This is a genomic window from Pseudomonas sp. FSL W7-0098, assembly GCF_005930585.1.
In the GTDB taxonomy this organism is placed as follows: domain Bacteria; phylum Pseudomonadota; class Gammaproteobacteria; order Pseudomonadales; family Pseudomonadaceae; genus Aquipseudomonas; species Aquipseudomonas bubulae.
The window spans coordinates 144,554-162,768 of record NZ_RXHW01000008.1 but is presented as its reverse complement, the minus strand read 5'-3'; the positions used below and the strand labels follow the sequence as shown (position 1 = coordinate 162,768).

Genomic DNA, 18,215 nt, shown 5'->3' with positions numbered 1-18,215 from the left:
ACTTGCAGCGATATTTCCTACTGGCATTGACTGGGCATTTTGCGCGCCGTAAACAGGCTGTTTTATTGCGTTTATGCAGGCATAAAAAAACCCCGGCGAGCCGAGGTTTTTTTTAACCGCTTGCTTAGCCTTTGTAGGCCGCAACCGATTTGGTGATTTCGGCACGGGCAGCTTCAGCATCGCCCCAACCTTCGATCTTCACCCATTTGCCTTTTTCGAGATCTTTGTAGTTCTCGAAGAAGTGCTGGATCTGCTGGATCAGCAGGGGTGGCAGGTCGGTGTACTCTTTCACGTCAACGTACAGCTGGGACAGCTTGTCGTGAGGCACTGCAACCACTTTGGCATCGCCGCCGCCGTCGTCAGTCATGTGCAGGATGCCAACCGGGCGAGCACGGATAACCGAGCCTGGAGCTACCGGGTAAGGGGTAACCACCAGCACGTCCAGCGGATCACCGTCGTCAGCCAGGGTGTTAGGGATAAAACCGTAGTTGGCCGGGTAGAACATCGGGGTGGCCATGAAGCGGTCAACGAACAGGCAATCGCTGTCTTTGTCGATTTCATATTTGATCGGCGCGTGGTTAGCCGGAATCTCGATAGCGACGTAGATGTCATTCGGCAGGTCTTTGCCAGCCGGAATCTTGCTGTAGCTCATTGGGCGGTGCCCCCGTTAGTAGGCCAGTTTGTTTGGCCGATTTGGCCAAAAAGTGGCGGCGATTATAGGCGTATTCCTATAAGGACGTCACCCTTGGGCGATCAGTGCTGCGCGCGGTATTCGGGGTGTTCGCTTTGCAGCTGCTTGAGGCGTGCCAGCGTGTCCTGACGATAAAACAGGCTCAGTTGTTGATAGACCAGCGGGTAGGCATGGTTCAACAGGTCGGGTGCGCTGAAAAAGTACTCGCTGGTGACCGCAAAGAACTCCGCCGGGTTTTCGGCGGCATAGGGGTCGATAGGCGCGTGGTCGGGGTTGTGGTGGTCGAGGTAGTGATTGAGATGGTCGTAGGCCTGTTGCATGGCCTGGGTCCAGTCACTGACATGCATGCTGCTGTGCAAGGGCGGCATGCCATTCGCGGCACCATTGAGCATGTCCAGCTTGTGCGCCAGTTCGTGGATGACCAGGTTGTAGCCTTCCCAGCCACCGCTGGCCAGAACGCCCGGCCATGCCAGAACGACCGGGCCATGCTGCCAGGCTTCACCGCTGTGATGGCCTTCCCATTCATGCTCTACACCGCTGGAATCGCGATGGCGCTGGGGGCTGACGAAGTCGTCGGGATAGAGCACGATTTCGTGAAAGCCCTGGTACCAGTCCAGGTCACCCAGGTTGAGCAGCGGCAATTGCGCCTGAGCGGCCAGCAACAGCCGGCCCTCTTCGGTCAGCTCAACCCCGGGCATGGGGGTGAGGTGCTTGGCTTGCAGAAACAATACGCTGCTGTCGCGCAGCCATTTGTCCTGCTCGTCATTCAGCCCGTCGAGAATGCTCAGATGCTGGCGCACGTTGTGCCATACGTCAGGCGTTACCGGGTGCTGCGCAAGGATTCGCTGGCGCCGCCATTCACTTAGAGACCACATGGTGGTGTCTCCCGATCAGGCTTTGGCTTTGGCTGGAGTACGGCCCAGACGGCTGCGGATCACGCCAATAATCATCGGTACCAGCGACAGCAGAATGATGCCCACCACCAGCAGCGACAGGTTCTTCTTGATAAATGGCACATTGCCGAAGAAATAACCCAGAGTGACCAGGCCGCCAACCCACAGGATGGTGCCGAATACGCTGAACATAAAGAAGCGCGGGTAGAACATGCGCGCCACACCGGCAACAAACGGAGCGAAGGTGCGGAAAATCGGCAGGAAACGGGCCATGGTTACGGTTTTACCGCCATGACGCTCATAGAAGTCGTGGGTTTTTTCCAGGTAGTCGCGACGGAAGATTTTCGAATTCGGGTTGCTGAACAAGCGCTCGCCTGCCGTTCGTCCGATAACGTAGTTGGTGCTGTCGCCCATGATCGCAGCCAGCATCAGCAAGCCTGCGAGCAGTACCGGGTCCATGCCGCCGCCGGCAGCTACGGCGCCCGCGATAAAGAGCAGCGAATCACCCGGCAAAAACGGCATGACCACCAGACCGGTTTCGCAAAAAATCACCAGAAACAGGATGGCGTAGATCCATGGCCCGTAATTGTTTACCAGCATGTCGAGGTACACATCGAGGTGCAGGATAATGTCGATCGGGTTGAAATCCATGTGAAGCACCTGTGTTGATGACCCGGCTCTGCAGGTCTGTGCGGGTAGGGATGCGTAGTTAACTACAACAATTGTAGTTTTTTCGTACTTTTTTGAAGAACCGGATTATACGGATTGAGACGAATTCTGCAGTGTGAGTTTGTAGCGAAGCGTGTATTGGTAGTCAAAAGCCGTAGCAGCAGCCTCGTTCCTTCGGCAGCTGCTACGCAGAGTTAATCGCCCTTGAGCAGAAAGTTTTCGCTGGGCGCTTCGACATCCAGGGTCTGCACCTGGGCTTCATCCTTCAGATTCACTCCCGATAATTGCCGCCGGCAGGCTTCGCGCATCAGGTACGCCAGCCGATGAGCGGCCATGCCGTAGCTCAGGCCTTCAAGCCGTACATTGGAAATACAGTTGCGATACGCATCGGTCAGGCCGATTTTCGGCGCGTAGGTGAAGTACAGCCCCAGGCTGTCGGGGGAGCTGAGCCCGGGGCGTTCGCCGATCAACATCACCACCATGCGTGCGCCCAGCAGTTCGCCAATTTCGTCGGCCACGGCAACTCGCCCCTGCTCTACCAGAATCACCGGCGACAGCGACCAGCCTTCAGTCGTCGTGTGCTCTTCCATGCGTGCCAGGAAGGGCAAGGTGTGGCGATGCACGGCCAGTGCCGACAAGCCATCCGCTACCACCACGGCGACATCGATGCCGCCGGGGTTGGCCGCTGCGTAGTCGCGCAATTGCTGCGCAGAGTCGTCGTTGAGCTTGCGTCCCAGATCCGGGCGTTGCAGGTAGCTGTGGCGGTCAGCCGCGGCACTGTGCAGCAGCAGGCTCTCGCGCCCGCGCTCGGTTAACTGTGCACTCAGGCCGGGGTGATCAAACGGCAAATGCACCGCATCCCGGGCCTGGGCATGGGCGAATTGAAAGTCGAGCTGGGCCTGGGTCGGCATGCTGGTGCCGGTGCGTCCCAGGGCAATACGTGCGGGGGTCAGGCGGCGCAGCTCCAGCCACGGGTTAAGGTTGTCGGCCATGCCTAGCGTCCTCCCAAATGAGCCAGCGCCTGGCGAAATGCAGGTGGCAGCTGATGGCCGAACTCGATGCGGCCATCGTTCTGAGTAAAAATGCCCACCTTGCTGAGCCACTGTTCAAACTCCGGGGCGGGTTTTAACCCCAGGGTTTTGCGGGCATACAGGGCGTCATGGAACGACGTGGTCTGATAGTTGAGCATGATGTCGTCCGACCCCGGGATGCCCATGATGAAGTTGATCCCGGCCACCCCCAGCAATGTCAGCAGGGTGTCCATGTCGTCCTGGTCCGCTTCGGCATGGTTGGTGTAGCAGATATCACAGCCCATGGGCACACCCAGCAGCTTGCCGCAGAAGTGGTCCTCAAGGCCGGCGCGGATGATCTGCTTGCCGTTGTACAGGTACTCGGGGCCGATAAAACCGACCACGGTATTGACCAGAAACGGCTTGAAATGCCGTGCCACGGCGTAGGCGCGGGTTTCACAGGTTTGTTGATCCACGCCGAAATGGGCGTTGGCCGACAGCGCGCTGCCCTGACCTGTTTCGAAATACATCAGGTTATTGCCCAGAGTCCCGCGATTGAGGCTTAAACCTGCCTCGTAGCCTTCTTGCAGCACATTCAGGTTGATGCCAAAACTGGCGTTGGCTGCCTCGGTGCCGGCAATGGACTGAAATACCAGATCCAGCGGCACGCCGCGATTGATGGCTTCGATCGAGGTGGTGACGTGGGTCAGTACGCAGGACTGGGTGGGGATTTCATAGCGCTGGATGATGGCGTCGAGCATGTTCAGCAGGTCGCAGATCGAGGCAATGCTGTCAGTGGCCGGGTTGATGCCGATCATGGCATCGCCGTTGCCGTAGAGCAGCCCGTCGAGAATGCTGGCGGCAATGCCGGCCGGGTCATCGGTGGGGTGGTTGGGTTGCAGGCGTGTCGAAAGTCGGCCGCGCAGGCCCATGGTGCCGCGAAACCGGGTAACCACACGGATCTTTTGCGCGACCAGAATCAGGTCCTGTACGCGCATGATCTTCGACACGGCGGCGGCCATTTCCGGGGTCAGGCCCGGCGCCAGGGCCCGCAGGCTGTCCTCGCTGGCTGCGTCGCTGAGCAGCCAGTCGCGAAAGCCACCGACGGTCAGGTGGCTGACCGGGGCGAAGGCTTGAAGATCATGGCTGTCGATAATCAGCCGGGTGACCTCATCGGTCTCGTAGGGGATCAGAACTTCTTGCAGAAAATAGGTGAGCGGGATGTCAGCCAGCGCCATTTGCGCGGCCACCCGTTCGCCGTCGTTTTGCGCAGCCACGCCGGCCAGAAAATCCCCGGAACGGGCCGGGCCAGCCTTGGCCATTACATCTTTAAGGCTATCGAAACGGTAGGTCTGAGTGCCAACCGCATGTGAGAACGTTGCCATACAGGGTGCTCCATGACGCCAGACGCAAGGCGTCTGGCGGGATTCTCAGCGGTCAGTGCAAGGCTTTTTCGGCCTGTTGAATAGCCGCAAATTCCTCTTCCGGCGTACCGGCCACCAAATGGTGCCGACTGTAAAAAGCGAAGTAGGCAATTAATACTCCATAGATCACCGCAGCGCCAATCACCACCCGCGGGTCAACCAGGAAGCCGGCCACCACCGCGACACAGGCAAGCACCAAAGCAGTGCCCGAAGTGAAAATGCCGCCCGGCGTGCGATACGGGCGCTCCATTTTAGGGCGGCGAATACGCAGGGTGATATGCGCGGCCATCATCAGCACATAGGAAATGGTCGCGCCAAATACCGCCACCAGAATCAGCAAGTCGCCCTGGCCGGTCAGTGACAGACCAAAACCGATAATGCCGGGAATGATCAAGGCCAGCACCGGCGCCTTGCTCTTGTTGGTTTCGGACAGTTTGCGCGGCAAATAGCCGGCGCGGGACAAGGCGAAGATCTGACGTGAATAGGCGTAAATGATCGAGAAGAAGCTGGCAATCAAACCGGCCAGGCCCACCAGGTTCACAAAGCCGCCCATCCAGGTCGAGCCGCCATAAGCCTTGCTCAGGGCTTCGACCAGCGGATTACCCGATGCCATCAAGTGGTGCGCGCCGGCGCCGCCCGGGCCGATCACCAGAATCAGCAGGGCAAAGGTGGCCAGAACCAGCATGGCGCCAATCAGGCCGCGAGGCAGGTCACGCTTGGGGTTCTTGGTTTCTTCAGCAGCCAGCGGCACGCCTTCGACAGCGAGGAAAAACCAGATCGCATAAGGGATGGCTGCCCAGACACCGACATAACCGAAGGGCAGAAATGCGCTGGCGCCCTTGGCCTCGGTGACCGGGATATCCAGCAGGTTGGCGACGCTGAAGTGCGGCACCATCGCGACCAGAAACACCCCCAGGGCAATGGCCGCCACGGCGGTGATGATGAACATCAGCTTGAGCGCTTCCCCGACCCCGAAAATATGGATGCCGATAAAGATGATGTAGAACGCCAGGTAGATCATCCAGCCGCCAATACCGAACAGCGACTCGCAATAGGCGCCGATAAAACAGGCAATCGCGGCAGGGGCGATGGCATATTCAATCAGGATCGCCGTACCAGTGAGGAACCCGCCCCACGGCCCGAAAGCACTGCGGGCAAAGCCGTAGCCGCCACCGGCAGTGGGGATCATCGAGGACAGTTCGGCCAGTGAAAAGCACATGCACAAGTACATGGTGGCCATCAGCAATGTGGCGATAAACATTCCGCCCCAGCCGCCCTGGGCCAGGCCGAAGTTCCAGCCGGCGTAGTCGCCGGAAATCACATAGGCCACGCCCAGGCCCACCAGCAGGACCCAGCCGGCAGCGCCTTTTTTCAGTTCACGTTGTTGGAAATAATCGGAGCCGACTTTTTCGAAATCGACAGAGGACGCCGCCGCAGCGGCAGTAGGTTCGCTAGGCATGGGAATTCACCTGTTCTTTTATAGTTTGAGAAAATATGACAGGGAGATAAGCAAGAGCTAGGCCAGAAGGCCCGGTGTAGAGCTATTGATGCCAGTTTGTGGGAGCGGGCTTGCTCGCGATGCAGGCGCTGCGGTCGTTCAGTACAGCGCAGCGATCCTTTCGCGAGCAAACCCGCTCCCACAGGGTTCTGGGTTAGAAGAAACCCAGCGGGTTGATGTCGTAGCTCACCAGCAGGTTTTTGGTCTGTTGGTAGTGGTCGAGCATCATTTTGTGGGTTTCACGGCCGACGCCGGATTTTTTGTACCCGCCGAACGCGGCGTGTGCCGGGTAGAGGTGGTAACAGTTGGTCCACACGCGACCCGCCTTGATGGCACGGCCCATGCGATAGGCGCGGTTGATGTCGCGGGTCCACAGGCCGGCGCCGAGGCCAAACTCGGTGTCGTTGGCAATCGCCAGCGCTTCGGCTTCGTCCTTGAAGGTGGTGATGCTGACCACCGGGCCAAAGATTTCTTCCTGGAAGACGCGCATTTTGTTGGTGCCCTTGAGCAGGGTCGGCTGGATGTAATAGCCGGTTGCCAGATCGCCTTCGAGCTTGGCTACGGCACCGCCGGTCAGTAGTTCAGCGCCTTCGTTCCTGGCAATTTCAAGGTAGGACAGGATCTTGTCGAATTGCTGCTCGGAGGCCTGGGCGCCGACCATGGTGTCGGTGTCCAGCGGGTCTCCACGCTTGATTGCCTCGACCTTGCGCATCACCACTTTCATAAAGTCGTCGTAGATCGACTCCTGCACCAGCGCCCGCGACGGGCAGGTGCACACTTCGCCCTGGTTGAAGAATGCCAGCACCAGACCTTCAGCGGCTTTTTCAATAAAGGCCGGCTCAGCCTGCATGATGTCTTCGAAGAAGATGTTTGGCGACTTGCCACCCAGTTCCACGGTCGACGGGATGATGTTCTCGGCGGCACATTTCATGATGTGAGCGCCTACAGGTGTGGAGCCAGTGAAGGCGATCTTGGCAATGCGTTTGCTGGTAGCCAGCGCTTCGCCTGCTTCTTTACCGAACCCCTGCACGACGTTGAGGACGCCCGGTGGCAGCAGGTCGCCGATCAGCTCCATAAAAACGGTGATGCTCAGCGGCGTTTGTTCAGCCGGTTTGAGCACGATGCAGTTGCCCGCCGCCAGTGCAGGGGCAAGTTTCCAGGCGGCCATCAGCAGCGGGAAGTTCCACGGAATGATCTGCCCGACCACGCCCAGCGGTTCGTGGATGTGATACGCCACAGTATTGCCGTCAATTTCGGCGGCGCTGCCTTCTTGAGCGCGGATGCAGCCGGCGTAGTAACGGAAATGATCCGCAGCCAGCGGCACGTCGGCGTTCAGGGTTTCGCGTACGGCTTTGCCGTTGTCCCAGGTTTCGGTAATGGCCAGCAGTTCGAGGTTTTGCTCAATGCGGTCAGCAATCTTCAGCAACACCAGCGAACGTGCCTGCACTGAGGTCGCGCCCCAGGCATCAGCAGCGGCGTGGGCAGCGTCGAGGGCTTTTTCGATGTCTTCGGCAGTAGAACGCGGGAATTCGGCAATGGCTTTGCCGTTGACCGGCGAGGTGTTGGTGAAGTACTGGCCTTTGACCGGTGCCACGAATTCGCCGCCGATGTAGTTACCGTAACGGCTCTTGAACGAAACAATCGAGCCTTCAGTACCGGGTTGTGCGTAACGCATGGTGAGTGTCTCCTGGCTTTATTGTGCTTATGGGAGGACGCGCTGTGGCGCTGGCAAAAGTATGAGCAAGGGCTGGGCCATCTTTGTGCAGGCCTTGTCTTCCAAGGCTTTGCGGGTTTTACCCGGTCGTTGGGGAGAGGGGCTTGTGGCACACCTGATACAGCTGTGGTGACAATTTGTATCAGTCTTGGCACAACCGATGACCGGCCGGTCAGTTCGCGATTGCAAAGGCCGGTGAGCAAGAGGATGCTGGGCGTTCGGTTTGGACTGGATCTTTGTTGCCGCTGAGGGCGAGTTGCCTCTGTTGAGCACGGGACCACCGAGACAGAGCGGAGAACAATAAGAAATGCACAGCACCGATTTGCGCCGTCACGCACGGCAAGTCATTGATGTCACCCGCGGTCGCCCGCAAGGGTGTGACCCGTCCATCGTCCGTTCCTGGCAGCGTTGCCTGGAGGACTATCACCTCGATCCTGCGCAAACCATCGCCCCGACCGTACTTGAGCAAGGCCGTATCCTTGAAGGCCGCGAGCGTTTGCAGCAGGTGCTGAAAATTGCCGGTCACGAAATGAACAGCCTGCATCAGCAACTCTCCGGTGCCGGGCACGCGGTGCTATTGACTGATGCCCGTGGCGTGATCCTCAACTGTGTCACTGCCCCCTCCGAACGCAAGGTGTTCGAGCAGGCGGGGCTGTGGCTGGGGGCCGACTGGAGCGAAGCCAGGGAGGGTACCAACGGCATCGGTACCTGCCTGGTCGAGCGTCAGGCACTCACCATCCATCAGGATGAACACTTTCGTGGCCGGCACACCGGGCTGACCTGCTCGGCCAGCCCGGTGTTCGATCCGCAGGGCGAGTTGCTGGCGGTGCTCGACGTGTCTTCGGCCCGCCATGAGGCTTCCCGTCAGAGCCAGTTTCATACCATGGCGCTGGTTAATCTGTCAGCGAAAATCATCGAAAACAGCTACTTCCTCGGGCACTTTCAGAATCAGTGGCTGCTGCGTTTTCATCTGCACGCCGAGTCTGTCGGATTGTTCAGCGAAGGCATGCTGGCGTTTGATGGCGACGGAGTTATAGGCGCGGTTAACCAGAGTGCCCTGAACCTGCTAGGGCATGTGCGTGGCAGTTTGCTCGGGCAATCGGTCGACAGTGTTTTCGATTGCCCGCGGGATGAGCTTTTCAGTCGGGCCACCCTCCAGGCGAATGCCAGTTGGCCGCTGCATACCCGCGACGGGCGTCGATTATTTGCGGCACTGCGCGGCCAGCCACGGAACGGGCCTGCCCCGGTCATGGTGCAAGCCGAGCCACCGCGCCCGAGCAGCATCTGCCTGGGTGATGAGGCCCTGCAGACGGATTTTCGCCGGGCATTGCGGGTGTTTGAGCGCGATGTGCCGCTGTTGGTCAATGGTGAAACCGGCTCCGGCAAAGAAGCCTTTGCCAAGGCTGTGCATCAAGCCAGCTTGCGCAGCAGCAAGCCGTTTGTGGCGCTCAACTGCGCGTCGATCCCCGAAAGCCTGATCGAGAGCGAACTGTTCGGCTATCGCGGTGGTAGTTTTACCGGGGCACGCAAGGAAGGCATGCAGGGCAAGTTGCAGCAGGCCGATGGCGGCACCCTGTTTCTGGATGAAATTGGCGATATGCCGCTGGCGTTGCAAACCCGGTTGTTAAGAGTGCTGGAGGACCGTGTGGTGGTGCCCATTGGTGGCGAGCCGATGGCGGTCAACGTGCGCATTATCAGCGCCACCCACCGTAACTTGCAGGAGCGCGTGGCGGACGGCAGTTTTCGTGAAGACCTGTATTACCGCCTTAATGGACTGGAAATCGGTTTGCCAGCGTTGCGCGAGCGCACGGACAAATCGCAGTTGCTGGACTTCTTGCTGGCCGAAGAGGCGGGAGGGCAGCGCCTGTTTATCAGCCCGGCGGCACGTGAGACGTTGCTGGATTTTGCCTGGCCAGGCAACGTGCGTCAGCTGCGCAATGTGCTGCGAACCCTGGCTGCACTCTGCGAAAACGACGTGATCCAGTACGAAGATCTGCCGGCCACTATTCGCCTGGCTCCGCCCAAAGCCCCTGAAGCATGTGAATACCCGCTTGAGGATGCCGAAAAGCAGGCCTTGTTGCTGGCGCTCGAACTGCACCGCTGGCATATGACCCATACCGCGCTGCAACTGGGGGTGAGCCGCAACACCCTGTATAGAAAGCTGCGCAAGCATGGGATTGAGCGGTAATGCTTAAAAGCCCCTCACCCCAACCGTCTCCCGGAGAGTGAGGGGGCTGACCTGAGGCGTTGCGCAAATCCGCTTTTGCTTTTAGTCCCCTCTCCCTCAGGGAGAGGGCTAGGGTGAGGGTTTCAGAATCATCAGGTGCGAAAAGAACCTTGCTACGCTACCCTTCGCCGATGGTTTACGAGGTCAACTATGCACATTCATATTTTGGGTATTTGCGGCACTTTCATGGGGTCGCTGGCGGTTCTGGCCAAAGAACTGGGCCATCACGTTACTGGCTCAGACGCCAACGTCTATCCGCCGATGAGCACCCAGCTGCAGGCTCAAGGTATTGAACTAACCCAGGGCTATGACCCGGTTCAGCTCGATCCGGCGCCAGATGTAGTGGTGATCGGCAATGCGCTGTCCCGTGGCAACCCCGCAGTTGAGTACGTGCTCAACAAGGGCCTGCCTTACGTGTCCGGCCCGCAATGGCTGGCTGACCATGTGCTGCAAGGCCGCTGGGTACTGGCCGTGGCAGGTACCCACGGTAAAACCACGACCAGCAGCATGCTGGCCTGGGTGCTGGAGTACGCGGGCATGGCCCCGGGTTTCCTGATTGGCGGTGTGCCGCAGAACTTTGCCGTGTCGGCCCGTCTGGGTGATACGCCGTTCTTTGTGGTAGAAGCCGATGAATATGACAGCGCCTTTTTCGACAAGCGCTCGAAGTTTGTCCACTACCGTCCGCGCACGGCAATCCTCAACAATCTCGAGTTCGATCACGCTGATATCTTCCCGGACTTGCCGGCCATTGAGCGGCAATTCCACCATTTGGTGCGCACTATCCCGAGTGAAGGGCTGGTTATCCACCCGACCACCGAGCCTGCATTGCAGCGTGTAATCGAAATGGGCTGCTGGACGCCGGTACAAACCACGGGCGTCGATGGTCAATGGCAAGCCAGGCTGCTCAGTGATGACGGCTCTCGCTTTGAGGTGCTGTTTGACGGCGCGCTGCAAGGTACCGTCGATTGGAATATGACCGGCCAGCATAACGTGGCCAACGCCCTGGCGACCCTGGCCGCAGCGCGCCATGTCGGCGTGGTGCCGAGCATGGCGATTGATGGGTTGAGCGCTTTCAAAAGCGTGAAACGACGTATGGAGAAAGTCGCCGAAGTCCACGGCATTACCCTCTACGACGACTTTGCCCACCATCCGACTGCGATCGCGACCACCCTCGATGGCCTGCGCAAGCACATTGGTGACGCGCCCTTGATCGCGGTGATTGAGCCGCGCTCCAACTCCATGAAGCTCGGAGCCCACCGTGATGGCCTGCCGCAAAGCGTGGTGCAGGCGGATCATGTGGTCTGGTATGCCCCGGCCAATCTGGGTTGGGATCTGGCCGCGACGGTGGCATCGAGCCCGGTGCCGACCAAGGTGTGCGATTCGCTGGACGCCATCATTGCCGAGGTCAAGGCCCAGGTTAAGCCCGGTACCCATGTGGTGATCATGAGCAATGGCGGCTTCGGCGGGCTGCATGGCAAGCTGGCGGAAGCGCTGCAATGAGTGGCCCGGAACGCATAACCCTGGCGGTCACCGGTGCTTCCGGCATGCCGTACGCCTTGCGCCTGCTCGATTGCCTGGTGCGCGAAGACCGCGAAGTCCACTTCCTGATCTCCAAGGCCGCACAATTGGTCATGGCAACCGAAACGGATGTCAGCCTGCCGCCAAAGCCACAAGCAATGCAGGCTTTTCTGACTGAATACACGGGCGCTGCCGCAGGGCAGATTCGCGTATACGGCAAGGAGGACTGGATGTCGCCCGTGGCTTCGGGGTCGGGAGCACCCGCTGCGATGGTGGTGGTGCCGTGTTCCACCGGCACCCTGTCGGGGATTGCCACCGGTGCTTGCAACAACCTGATCGAGCGCGCCGCAGACGTGACGCTCAAGGAGCGTCGCCAGCTGATTCTGGTGCCGCGTGAGGCGCCGTATTCCAGTATCCATCTGGAGAACATGCTCAAGCTGTCCAATATGGGCGCGGTAATAGTGCCTGCATCGCCCGGCTTTTATCATCAACCGCAGACTATCGATGACCTGGTGGATTTTGTGGTGGCGCGCATTCTCAACCTGCTCAATATCCCCCAGGACATGCTCCCGCGCTGGGGCGAGTACCATGTGGGCGGCGATGAGTAAGGCGCTATTGGCCCTGCTGGTGGCGGCTCTGGTTTGTGGTTGCGCCAGCGTGCGAACGCTGGATGCGGCCAAGCCGGGCGCTCCCGTTGTGTACTCGGGTACGCGGCTGGACGTGTATGCCCTTGAGGGCGGGTGCTGTGCCAAGGATCGCTTTGGCGCCGAGGCTCCGCGCTATCCGGGCCTGGACCTGCCCGCCAGCGCGTTGCTCGATACCGTACTATTGCCGTTGTCCGTGCTGACGGTGCTGGGTGTCGGGTTTCAGGCCAGCGGTGGTTTGTAGCCAGCAGGGCGGGTGACTATTTACCCAGCTTGCGCAACTCATCGGATTCGATCACCCGCACGCCGTCCTGTTCTTCCAGTGCCAGGCGCCACAGCGCACGGGCCAGCTGGCAGGCTTCGATACCGTGGTACTTGCCCGGAATCAGTTTGGACAGTGGCCCGGCGATCTGTTCGGCCAGACGTGGCTCGACGCGATCGCCCAGTAGCAGGGAAGGACGGGCAATGGTCAGTTGCGGCCAGTTTTGCGCGCGCAGCGACTGCTCCATTTCACCCTTGACCCGGTTATAGAACACCGAGGACTTGGGATCGGCGCCGATGGCACTGACCACCACCAGATGGCGTGCGCCCATTTCCCGCGCGCGTTTGGCGAAAGCCACCACCATGTCGTGATCCGCCGCGCGGAAGGCTGCCTCGGAACCTGCCTGCTTGATCGTGGTGCCCAGGCAGCAGAAGGCGACATCGACCCGGCCACTGAGTTGAGGCAGGAACACGGCGGGGTCACCTACCGGGTTTTCCAGGTGCGGATGCGCCGCCAGAGGCTTGCGTGAAGGGGCGAGCACGCGGGTGATGGTGGGTTCGTTGAGCAGGCGGTCAAGTAGCAGTTCGCCGGTAAGGCCGGTAGCGCCTGCGAGCAAAATATGTGAAGGCGTCAAGTGCATAATGTTTCTCCCTTGATACAACCAGCTTAGCCATTCCAGGGTTATTTGCTTACTGCAAAGCCTGTTTCGCTTGTTGTTGACGCAAGCGTTGCCAGTGGTTCAGAACGCCTTTTGGCGCCCAGATTTGCGGTTCGGATGGCTCGTAGCCATCCGCTTGTTCGCGTTCGGCCACGTACTGCCTGGCCAGTTTGAAGGCTTTTTGCAGGTCGTCGGTCTGGTTCAGCGCCTGAGCAAACAAGGCATTGCCGAAGTAGGTAAAGTCGGCTTCTTCAGAGCAGCCAAAAGACACGCGGTCAGCCTGGGATGCGGTCATGATCAGGGTTTTTTCATCCTTGAGCGCGGGGATAAAACCGCCTGAATAGCAGGATGAAATCACGATGATCTTGTCGCGGTTTTTCAGGGGGGCCAAGGCTGCAGCCAGTTCGTCGGCGGGCAGGTCTGCCAGCTCCATGCGCGGTTGATCGAGTACCAGCTCGTGTTCCTGGGTGCCGTGGCTGGTCAGATAAATGAAAATCAGGTCTTCAGGGCCGGTGCGCCCGGCCAGGGTTTTTGCCGCGCGGTACAGGTTTTCGCGGGTGGCCATGGGGCGATCGAGCAGATGGTCGCGGTGGTTCACCAGGGTGATCCGGCCACGGCTGCCAAAACGGCTGGCCAGCATGTCGCTGACGTAATCGGCTTCGCGCTTGAACACGCTCTGCTTGCCGTCGCCCGCCAGCACCAGGCTGTACAGCTCGATTGCCGGGGTGGATGGGGCAACGCCGTCCAGCGCCTTGTTGAGCAATGTGCCCTGGTTGAGCAGCCCCAGCTCCAGCGGGTCGGGCAAGACTGTCCCTTTGGCATCGCGCACTCGCTGGCCGTTTAGCCAGTAGCCGCTTTGTACGGTACCGTCGCTCAGGGTCAGGGTGCCCTGGCCCTGATAGGTGTCTGCGGCGAACTCGCCAACATAGGTGCTGCCGTCGGGCAGGTTCAAATGGCCGGGACCGTTGAAGCGCCACTCGTTGAACATGCCGCTGTAGTGGCTGCCGTCGATGCCTGTCAGTTCGCCCTTGCCGGTTAATGCGCCGTCCTTGAAGTCGCCGCTCCACACATCGCCGTCGGCATTCTCATAGCGGCCCTTGCCGTTGAGCTGGTTGTGCTTGAACGCGCCCTCGTACTGGTCGCCGTCGGCGCTGTTGAAGATGCCGTTGCCTTCAAGTTCGCCATTGACGAACTCGCCGACGAACTCATTGCCGCTGGCATCGCTGCGCCTGCCGGTGCCGTGGGGTTTGCCGTGGGCAAACTGGCCCTGGTACTGGCTGCCGTCTTCCAGCTCCAGATGGCCATCGCCCGAGAACTGGTCATCCTTGAAGTCGCCGCGATAGCTCAGGGTGCCTTGCTTGAGCGTGCCCTCGCCCTCGCGGTTGCCCAGCTTGAACCCGCCCTCGTAGGTGCTGTCGTGGGTGGTCAGGCGGCCATGGCCGCTGTACAGGCCTTGCGCGAAACCGCCGCGATAGCTATCGCCATTGCTGGCGTGCCACTCGCCCTGGCCGTGCCACTGGCCATTTTTGAACTCCCCTGCGTACCAATTGCCATTCGGATAGTCGATACGGCCCTGGCCCTGCAGCAACCCGTTGACCACTTCGCCTCGATAGCGCCCGCCATCGGGCAGGCGTGCGTCGGGCGGTAACAGTGATTCACCGTCTCCACAGGCCGTCAGCAGCAGGGTCAAAGCAAGGGGGGCAAATGGGCGCATAACGGGATCCGGATAATTAAGCCACCGAGTATGCCGCAGCAATGGAAGCTGTCTATAGGCCCGGATGAAACATCGGCAGTTATTGTATGCCAAGGTGCAAGCCTGGGCCGTTGGTCGGTAGGACGTGCTTATAATGCGGCACAAAAATATTCGCTGGAGAGGTGAAATGTTGCTACGCGGCTTGACTTGGCTGGTGCTGTTTCAATTGCTCGGTACCGCCCTCAATCACTTGTTCGTCCCCGTATTGCCCGGGCCCATTATCGGATTGCTGCTGTTGTTGGGCTTCTTGATGGTGCGCGGTCAAGTCAGCGAGCCATTGAGTCAGGCTGCCGGCGGGTTGTTGCGTTATTTACCCTTGCTGTTGGTGCCGCCCGCGGTGGGCGTGATGGTGTACGCCGCCGATATTGCCGCTGACTTCTGGGCGATTGTCGGGGCGCTGGTGCTGTCGCTATTGATCTCGATGGCATTCGTCGGCGTACTGATGCAGCGTCTGCTCAAGAATCACAGCCATCCCGAGGAGCGGCCATGAATCTGCAATGGCAGGGCGCCTGGGAGTCAGTCATCCATCATCCGTTGTTTGGTATCGGTATCACCCTGGGCGCCTATCAACTGGTGCTCGCCGCTTACGAGAAAACCCGCTGGCTCTTCCTGCAGCCGGTGCTGGCCTCGATGCTGCTGGTGATCGGTGTGCTGCTCAGTTGCGGCCTGAGCTACGCGGAGTACCGCAAGAGCACCGATATCCTGAGTATTTTGCTGGGCCCCGCAACGGTGGCGCTGGCGGTGCCGCTGTACCTGAACCTGCGGCGGATCCGGCAGTTGTTCTGGCCCATTTTTACTACGCTGGTAATTGGCGGCGTGTTCGCCACTGCGTTGGTGGTGGGCCTGGCCTGGTGGTTCGGGGCCGAGCACATGATGCTGATGACCCTGGCGCCCAAGTCGGTGACCTCACCGATTGCCATGCTGGTGGCCGAGCAGATTGGTGGTGTGGCGGCGCTGGCAGCAGTGTTTGTGCTGATTACCGGGGTGATCGGCGCAATTTGCGGGCCGGGCCTGTTGCGCCTGCTCGGGGTTCACAGCCCGGAGGCCCGAGGTATGGCCCTGGGCATGACGGCGCACGCGGTTGGCACTTCGGTGGCCCTGCAGGAAAGTGAAGAGTGTGGCGCCTTCGCGGCGCTGGCGATGAGTCTGATGGGTCTGGGTACGGCGGTGTTCCTGCCGTTGGCCGTGACCCTCATGGTGTAAGGGTGAAGCTATGACATTGCCGCTGTTTCCTTTGAATACTGTGCTGTTTCCAGGTTGTGTGCTGGATTTGCAGATATTTGAGGCGCGCTACCTGGACATGGTTGCCCGCTGCATGAAGCAGGGCACAGGCTTTGGTGTGGTGTGCATCCTGGATGGCCGTGAGGTCGGCAATGCACCCCAGGGTATCGCCGGGATTGGCTGTGAAGCCTTGATTCGCGATTTTCAGCAGCAGGACAACGGCCTGCTGGGCATTCGCGTCGAGGGCGGGCGGCGCTTTGAAGTGCTGGGCACTGAGTTGCAGCGCGATCAGCTACTGCTGGCGCAAGTCGAGTGGCTGGATGACGCCCCCGAGCAGCCCCTGCAGGAAGAAGACCAGGACCTGCTGGCCTTGCTCAAGGCGCTGGCCGAGCACCCGATGGTGGCGGCCCTGAACATGAACACCGAGGTGGCGGGGCAACAGTCGCTGTCCAATCAACTGGCGTACCTATTGCCCTTTGCCGAGGCAGACAAGATCGAACTGCTGCAGGTCAATGACCCGCAGCAGCGTCTGGACGGGATACAAGTGCTGCTCGATGAGATCCAGGGCGAAGCCCTCAACTGATCTCAGTAGGCGTAGCGCAGCAGTTCCCTGGACAAGTGCCCGAGCATGAAAAACCCGTAGAGCGCAGTGACTGACGGCAAGATCAGCCACCAGATTTTCTGCGGGACCGGCTCAAGGGGCATGTATCGCTGGCTTAACGCCAGAGCGAATGCGTTGACAGTGATGGCGAGCAGGGCCCCAGCGGTGATGTCCGTTGGCCAGTGAGCGCCCAGGTACACCCGCGACATCGCCACGGTGATCGCCAGCAGGCAACCCAGCAATACCCAGGTGACGCGCATGCGTTGTGGCTGGTTGCGCCCGGCCAGAATGGCCAGGGCTATAAAAAATGCGAATGCCCCTGAACTGTGGCCGCTGGGCATGCTGTAGCTGGTCAGCGGGTCCACCAGCACTTCGGGGCGCACCCGGGCGAAGAAGTGCTTGGTCGCGGTATTGGCCAGCGCGGTAAACAGCGTGACCCCGCCAAAGAACCACATTGCCCGCCATTGCCGGGTAAACAGCAGAATGACGCACACCAGGGCTGCCGCCAGAAACTGGGTACGGAAGTTGCCGATTTGCGTCACCAGCACGGCGGCGCTGTCCATGGCACTGCTGCGATGCTCTTGTACCAGGGCCGTGATGCCCTGGTCGAAGGCGGTCATGTGTGGATAACCGATAAAGACGGCCAGTAGCAGGGCGAAGCTGAGTGTGCCGATCAGCAGCGTGGCCCGGGGTTGGCGACGGATACTGGCATTGATGCTCAGGCCCAGCAGGGCGGCGAGGCCCGCGGCAACAATGGCGGCCTGTAGCCAGAAGCCTTCGGGCAGTGGCAGGCGAATGGCAGCACCGGTGGCCCAGCCCGGTAGCAGGTACGCCACCGACCAGCCTGCTCCGGCCAGCAGGCTGACGCCGATAAAGCGCGGGATCGGCATGTCGCACATCCCGGCCACCATCGGCAGCATGGGCCGCAGCGGGCCGATAAAGCGCCCGACCAGCAGGCTGACAATACCGTAGCGATGGAAGTAGCTCTCGGCCCCGTTCATCCATTCGGGATGAGTGCGCAAGAGGGGTAAGCGGCGAATGTTCTGGTGGAAGCGCCTGCCCAGGGCGTAGGACACCGCGTCGCCGAGCAACCCGCCGAGAAAGCCCAGCAGCAGGGTTTGGCCCAGGGACAGGGCGCCGCTGCCGGCCATGACGGCAATGGCGAACAACAATACGGTGCCGGGAACAATGATGCCGGCAATTGCCAGACACTCCACGCAAGCCACAATAAACACCGCGAGGCCCAGCCACTGCGGGTTGGCTGTCAGCCAGCCGGTGATGCTATCGAGCCATGGGCCCATGTTCCGATTTCCTTGTCTGCTTATTAGGTTGTTTGTAGGCGCTACAGTCTTGAAGCTGGCCCGGCTCTAGTTGTGGGAGTGGGTTTGCACGCGATGCAGGCCCCGCGGTCTGTCAGGACAATTGCGGCGAT

Annotated in this window: 17 protein-coding genes; 7 read left to right on the top strand and 10 right to left on the bottom strand. The window is 60.1% G+C overall.

The window, feature by feature from the left end; all coding sequences use genetic code 11:
* Positions 1-124 precede the first annotated feature (124 nt).
* The 7 genes from ppa to exaC form a co-directional block, all read right to left on the bottom strand.
* Positions 125-652, bottom strand: a complete 528-nt coding sequence (gene ppa, locus FHL07_RS16375) for an inorganic diphosphatase (protein ID WP_016779241.1) — start codon at positions 650-652, stop codon at positions 125-127.
* Between the two features lie 101 nt (positions 653-753).
* Positions 754-1,566 carry a M90 family metallopeptidase gene (locus tag FHL07_RS16370; protein WP_094999456.1) on the bottom strand — a complete coding sequence of 271 codons (813 nt, stop codon included), beginning with the start codon at positions 1,564-1,566 and terminating at the stop codon, positions 754-756.
* Positions 1,567-1,581: 15 nt separating this feature from the next.
* Entirely contained in the window at positions 1,582-2,235 is a 654-nt protein-coding gene (locus FHL07_RS16365; protein WP_094999455.1) for a DedA family protein, read from the bottom strand.
* A gap of 212 nt (positions 2,236-2,447) precedes the next feature.
* Positions 2,448-3,245 (bottom strand): ethanolamine ammonia-lyase subunit EutC, encoded by a 798-nt coding sequence (gene eutC / locus FHL07_RS16360; RefSeq protein WP_095023464.1) that lies wholly within the window; start codon positions 3,243-3,245, stop codon positions 2,448-2,450.
* 2 nt (positions 3,246-3,247) lie between these two features.
* The gene (locus FHL07_RS16355) at positions 3,248-4,648 is read right to left on the bottom strand and encodes an ethanolamine ammonia-lyase subunit EutB (protein ID WP_138738704.1); all 1,401 of its coding nucleotides are present in this window, start codon (positions 4,646-4,648) and stop codon (positions 3,248-3,250) included.
* 52 nt (positions 4,649-4,700) lie between these two features.
* Positions 4,701-6,146, bottom strand: coding sequence for an ethanolamine permease (eat, locus tag FHL07_RS16350; RefSeq protein ID WP_094999452.1), 1,446 nt, complete (start codon positions 6,144-6,146; stop codon positions 4,701-4,703).
* A gap of 193 nt (positions 6,147-6,339) precedes the next feature.
* On the bottom strand, positions 6,340-7,860 hold the full coding sequence (gene exaC, locus FHL07_RS16345; RefSeq protein ID WP_095020958.1) for an acetaldehyde dehydrogenase ExaC: 1,521 nt from the start codon (positions 7,858-7,860) through the stop codon (positions 6,340-6,342).
* A gap of 346 nt (positions 7,861-8,206) precedes the next feature.
* Here exaC and FHL07_RS16340 point away from each other — a divergent pair, with 346 nt between their 5' ends.
* From FHL07_RS16340 to FHL07_RS16325, 4 genes are all read left to right on the top strand, one after another.
* Positions 8,207-10,087, top strand: a complete 1,881-nt coding sequence (locus FHL07_RS16340) for a sigma-54-dependent Fis family transcriptional regulator (protein WP_138738703.1) — start codon at positions 8,207-8,209, stop codon at positions 10,085-10,087.
* 189 nt (positions 10,088-10,276) lie between these two features.
* Positions 10,277-11,626, top strand: a complete 1,350-nt coding sequence (gene mpl / locus FHL07_RS16335; RefSeq protein WP_094999449.1) for a UDP-N-acetylmuramate:L-alanyl-gamma-D-glutamyl-meso-diaminopimelate ligase — start codon at positions 10,277-10,279, stop codon at positions 11,624-11,626.
* Positions 11,623-12,252, top strand: a complete 630-nt coding sequence (gene ubiX / locus FHL07_RS16330; RefSeq protein WP_094999448.1) for a flavin prenyltransferase UbiX — start codon at positions 11,623-11,625, stop codon at positions 12,250-12,252. Before mpl ends, ubiX begins: the two co-directional genes overlap by 4 nt.
* Positions 12,245-12,532, top strand: a complete 288-nt coding sequence (locus FHL07_RS16325) for a YceK/YidQ family lipoprotein (RefSeq protein WP_094999447.1) — start codon at positions 12,245-12,247, stop codon at positions 12,530-12,532. The genes ubiX and FHL07_RS16325 overlap by 8 nt, the downstream gene beginning before the upstream one ends.
* 16 nt (positions 12,533-12,548) lie before the next feature.
* Here the strand turns inward: FHL07_RS16325 and FHL07_RS16320 are convergent, their stop codons facing one another.
* Complete coding sequence (locus FHL07_RS16320; protein ID WP_138738702.1) at positions 12,549-13,190, bottom strand: oxidoreductase; 642 nt, start codon at positions 13,188-13,190, stop codon at positions 12,549-12,551.
* Between the two features lie 49 nt (positions 13,191-13,239).
* The gene (locus FHL07_RS16315; RefSeq protein ID WP_138738701.1) at positions 13,240-14,922 is read right to left on the bottom strand and encodes a C13 family peptidase; all 1,683 of its coding nucleotides are present in this window, start codon (positions 14,920-14,922) and stop codon (positions 13,240-13,242) included.
* Between the two features lie 166 nt (positions 14,923-15,088).
* Here FHL07_RS16315 and FHL07_RS16310 point away from each other — a divergent pair, with 166 nt between their 5' ends.
* Genes FHL07_RS16310 through FHL07_RS16300 form a run of 3 tightly spaced genes read left to right on the top strand, consistent with a single transcriptional unit; the run spans position 15,089 to position 16,765 of the window.
* Positions 15,089-15,451 carry a CidA/LrgA family protein gene (locus FHL07_RS16310; protein WP_094999444.1) on the top strand — a complete coding sequence of 121 codons (363 nt, stop codon included), beginning with the start codon at positions 15,089-15,091 and terminating at the stop codon, positions 15,449-15,451.
* A complete protein-coding gene (locus tag FHL07_RS16305; RefSeq protein ID WP_094999443.1) occupies positions 15,448-16,164 on the top strand; it encodes an LrgB family protein in 717 nt (238 codons plus the stop codon). Before FHL07_RS16310 ends, FHL07_RS16305 begins: the two co-directional genes overlap by 4 nt.
* Positions 16,165-16,174: 10 nt before the next feature.
* Positions 16,175-16,765 (top strand): LON peptidase substrate-binding domain-containing protein, encoded by a 591-nt coding sequence (locus tag FHL07_RS16300; protein ID WP_094999442.1) that lies wholly within the window; start codon positions 16,175-16,177, stop codon positions 16,763-16,765.
* A gap of 2 nt (positions 16,766-16,767) precedes the next feature.
* On the opposite strand, the gene FHL07_RS16295 is transcribed toward FHL07_RS16300, so the two are convergent.
* Positions 16,768-18,084 (bottom strand): bifunctional DedA family/phosphatase PAP2 family protein, encoded by a 1,317-nt coding sequence (locus FHL07_RS16295; RefSeq protein ID WP_095024992.1) that lies wholly within the window; start codon positions 18,082-18,084, stop codon positions 16,768-16,770.
* Positions 18,085-18,215: the final 131 nt, after the last annotated feature.

Excerpts from the sequence above, each read along its gene's own strand:
- ppa (WP_016779241.1), bottom strand. The coding sequence starts at position 652 with ATGAGCTACAGCAAGATTCCGGCTGGCAAAGACCTGCCGAATGACATC.
- FHL07_RS16370 (WP_094999456.1), bottom strand. The coding sequence starts at position 1,566 with ATGTGGTCTCTAAGTGAATGGCGGCGCCAGCGAATCCTTGCGCAGCAC.
- FHL07_RS16365 (WP_094999455.1), bottom strand. The coding sequence starts at position 2,235 with ATGGATTTCAACCCGATCGACATTATCCTGCACCTCGATGTGTACCTC.
- eutC (WP_095023464.1), bottom strand. The coding sequence starts at position 3,245 with ATGGCCGACAACCTTAACCCGTGGCTGGAGCTGCGCCGCCTGACCCCC.
- FHL07_RS16355 (WP_138738704.1), bottom strand. The coding sequence starts at position 4,648 with ATGGCAACGTTCTCACATGCGGTTGGCACTCAGACCTACCGTTTCGAT.
- eat (WP_094999452.1), bottom strand. The coding sequence starts at position 6,146 with ATGCCTAGCGAACCTACTGCCGCTGCGGCGGCGTCCTCTGTCGATTTC.
- exaC (WP_095020958.1), bottom strand. The coding sequence starts at position 7,860 with ATGCGTTACGCACAACCCGGTACTGAAGGCTCGATTGTTTCGTTCAAG.
- FHL07_RS16340 (WP_138738703.1), top strand. The coding sequence starts at position 8,207 with ATGCACAGCACCGATTTGCGCCGTCACGCACGGCAAGTCATTGATGTC.
- mpl (WP_094999449.1), top strand. The coding sequence starts at position 10,277 with ATGCACATTCATATTTTGGGTATTTGCGGCACTTTCATGGGGTCGCTG.
- ubiX (WP_094999448.1), top strand. The coding sequence starts at position 11,623 with ATGAGTGGCCCGGAACGCATAACCCTGGCGGTCACCGGTGCTTCCGGC.
- FHL07_RS16325 (WP_094999447.1), top strand. The coding sequence starts at position 12,245 with ATGAGTAAGGCGCTATTGGCCCTGCTGGTGGCGGCTCTGGTTTGTGGT.
- FHL07_RS16320 (WP_138738702.1), bottom strand. The coding sequence starts at position 13,190 with ATGCACTTGACGCCTTCACATATTTTGCTCGCAGGCGCTACCGGCCTT.
- FHL07_RS16315 (WP_138738701.1), bottom strand. The coding sequence starts at position 14,922 with ATGCGCCCATTTGCCCCCCTTGCTTTGACCCTGCTGCTGACGGCCTGT.
- FHL07_RS16310 (WP_094999444.1), top strand. The coding sequence starts at position 15,089 with ATGTTGCTACGCGGCTTGACTTGGCTGGTGCTGTTTCAATTGCTCGGT.
- FHL07_RS16305 (WP_094999443.1), top strand. The coding sequence starts at position 15,448 with ATGAATCTGCAATGGCAGGGCGCCTGGGAGTCAGTCATCCATCATCCG.
- FHL07_RS16300 (WP_094999442.1), top strand. The coding sequence starts at position 16,175 with ATGACATTGCCGCTGTTTCCTTTGAATACTGTGCTGTTTCCAGGTTGT.
- FHL07_RS16295 (WP_095024992.1), bottom strand. The coding sequence starts at position 18,084 with ATGGGCCCATGGCTCGATAGCATCACCGGCTGGCTGACAGCCAACCCG.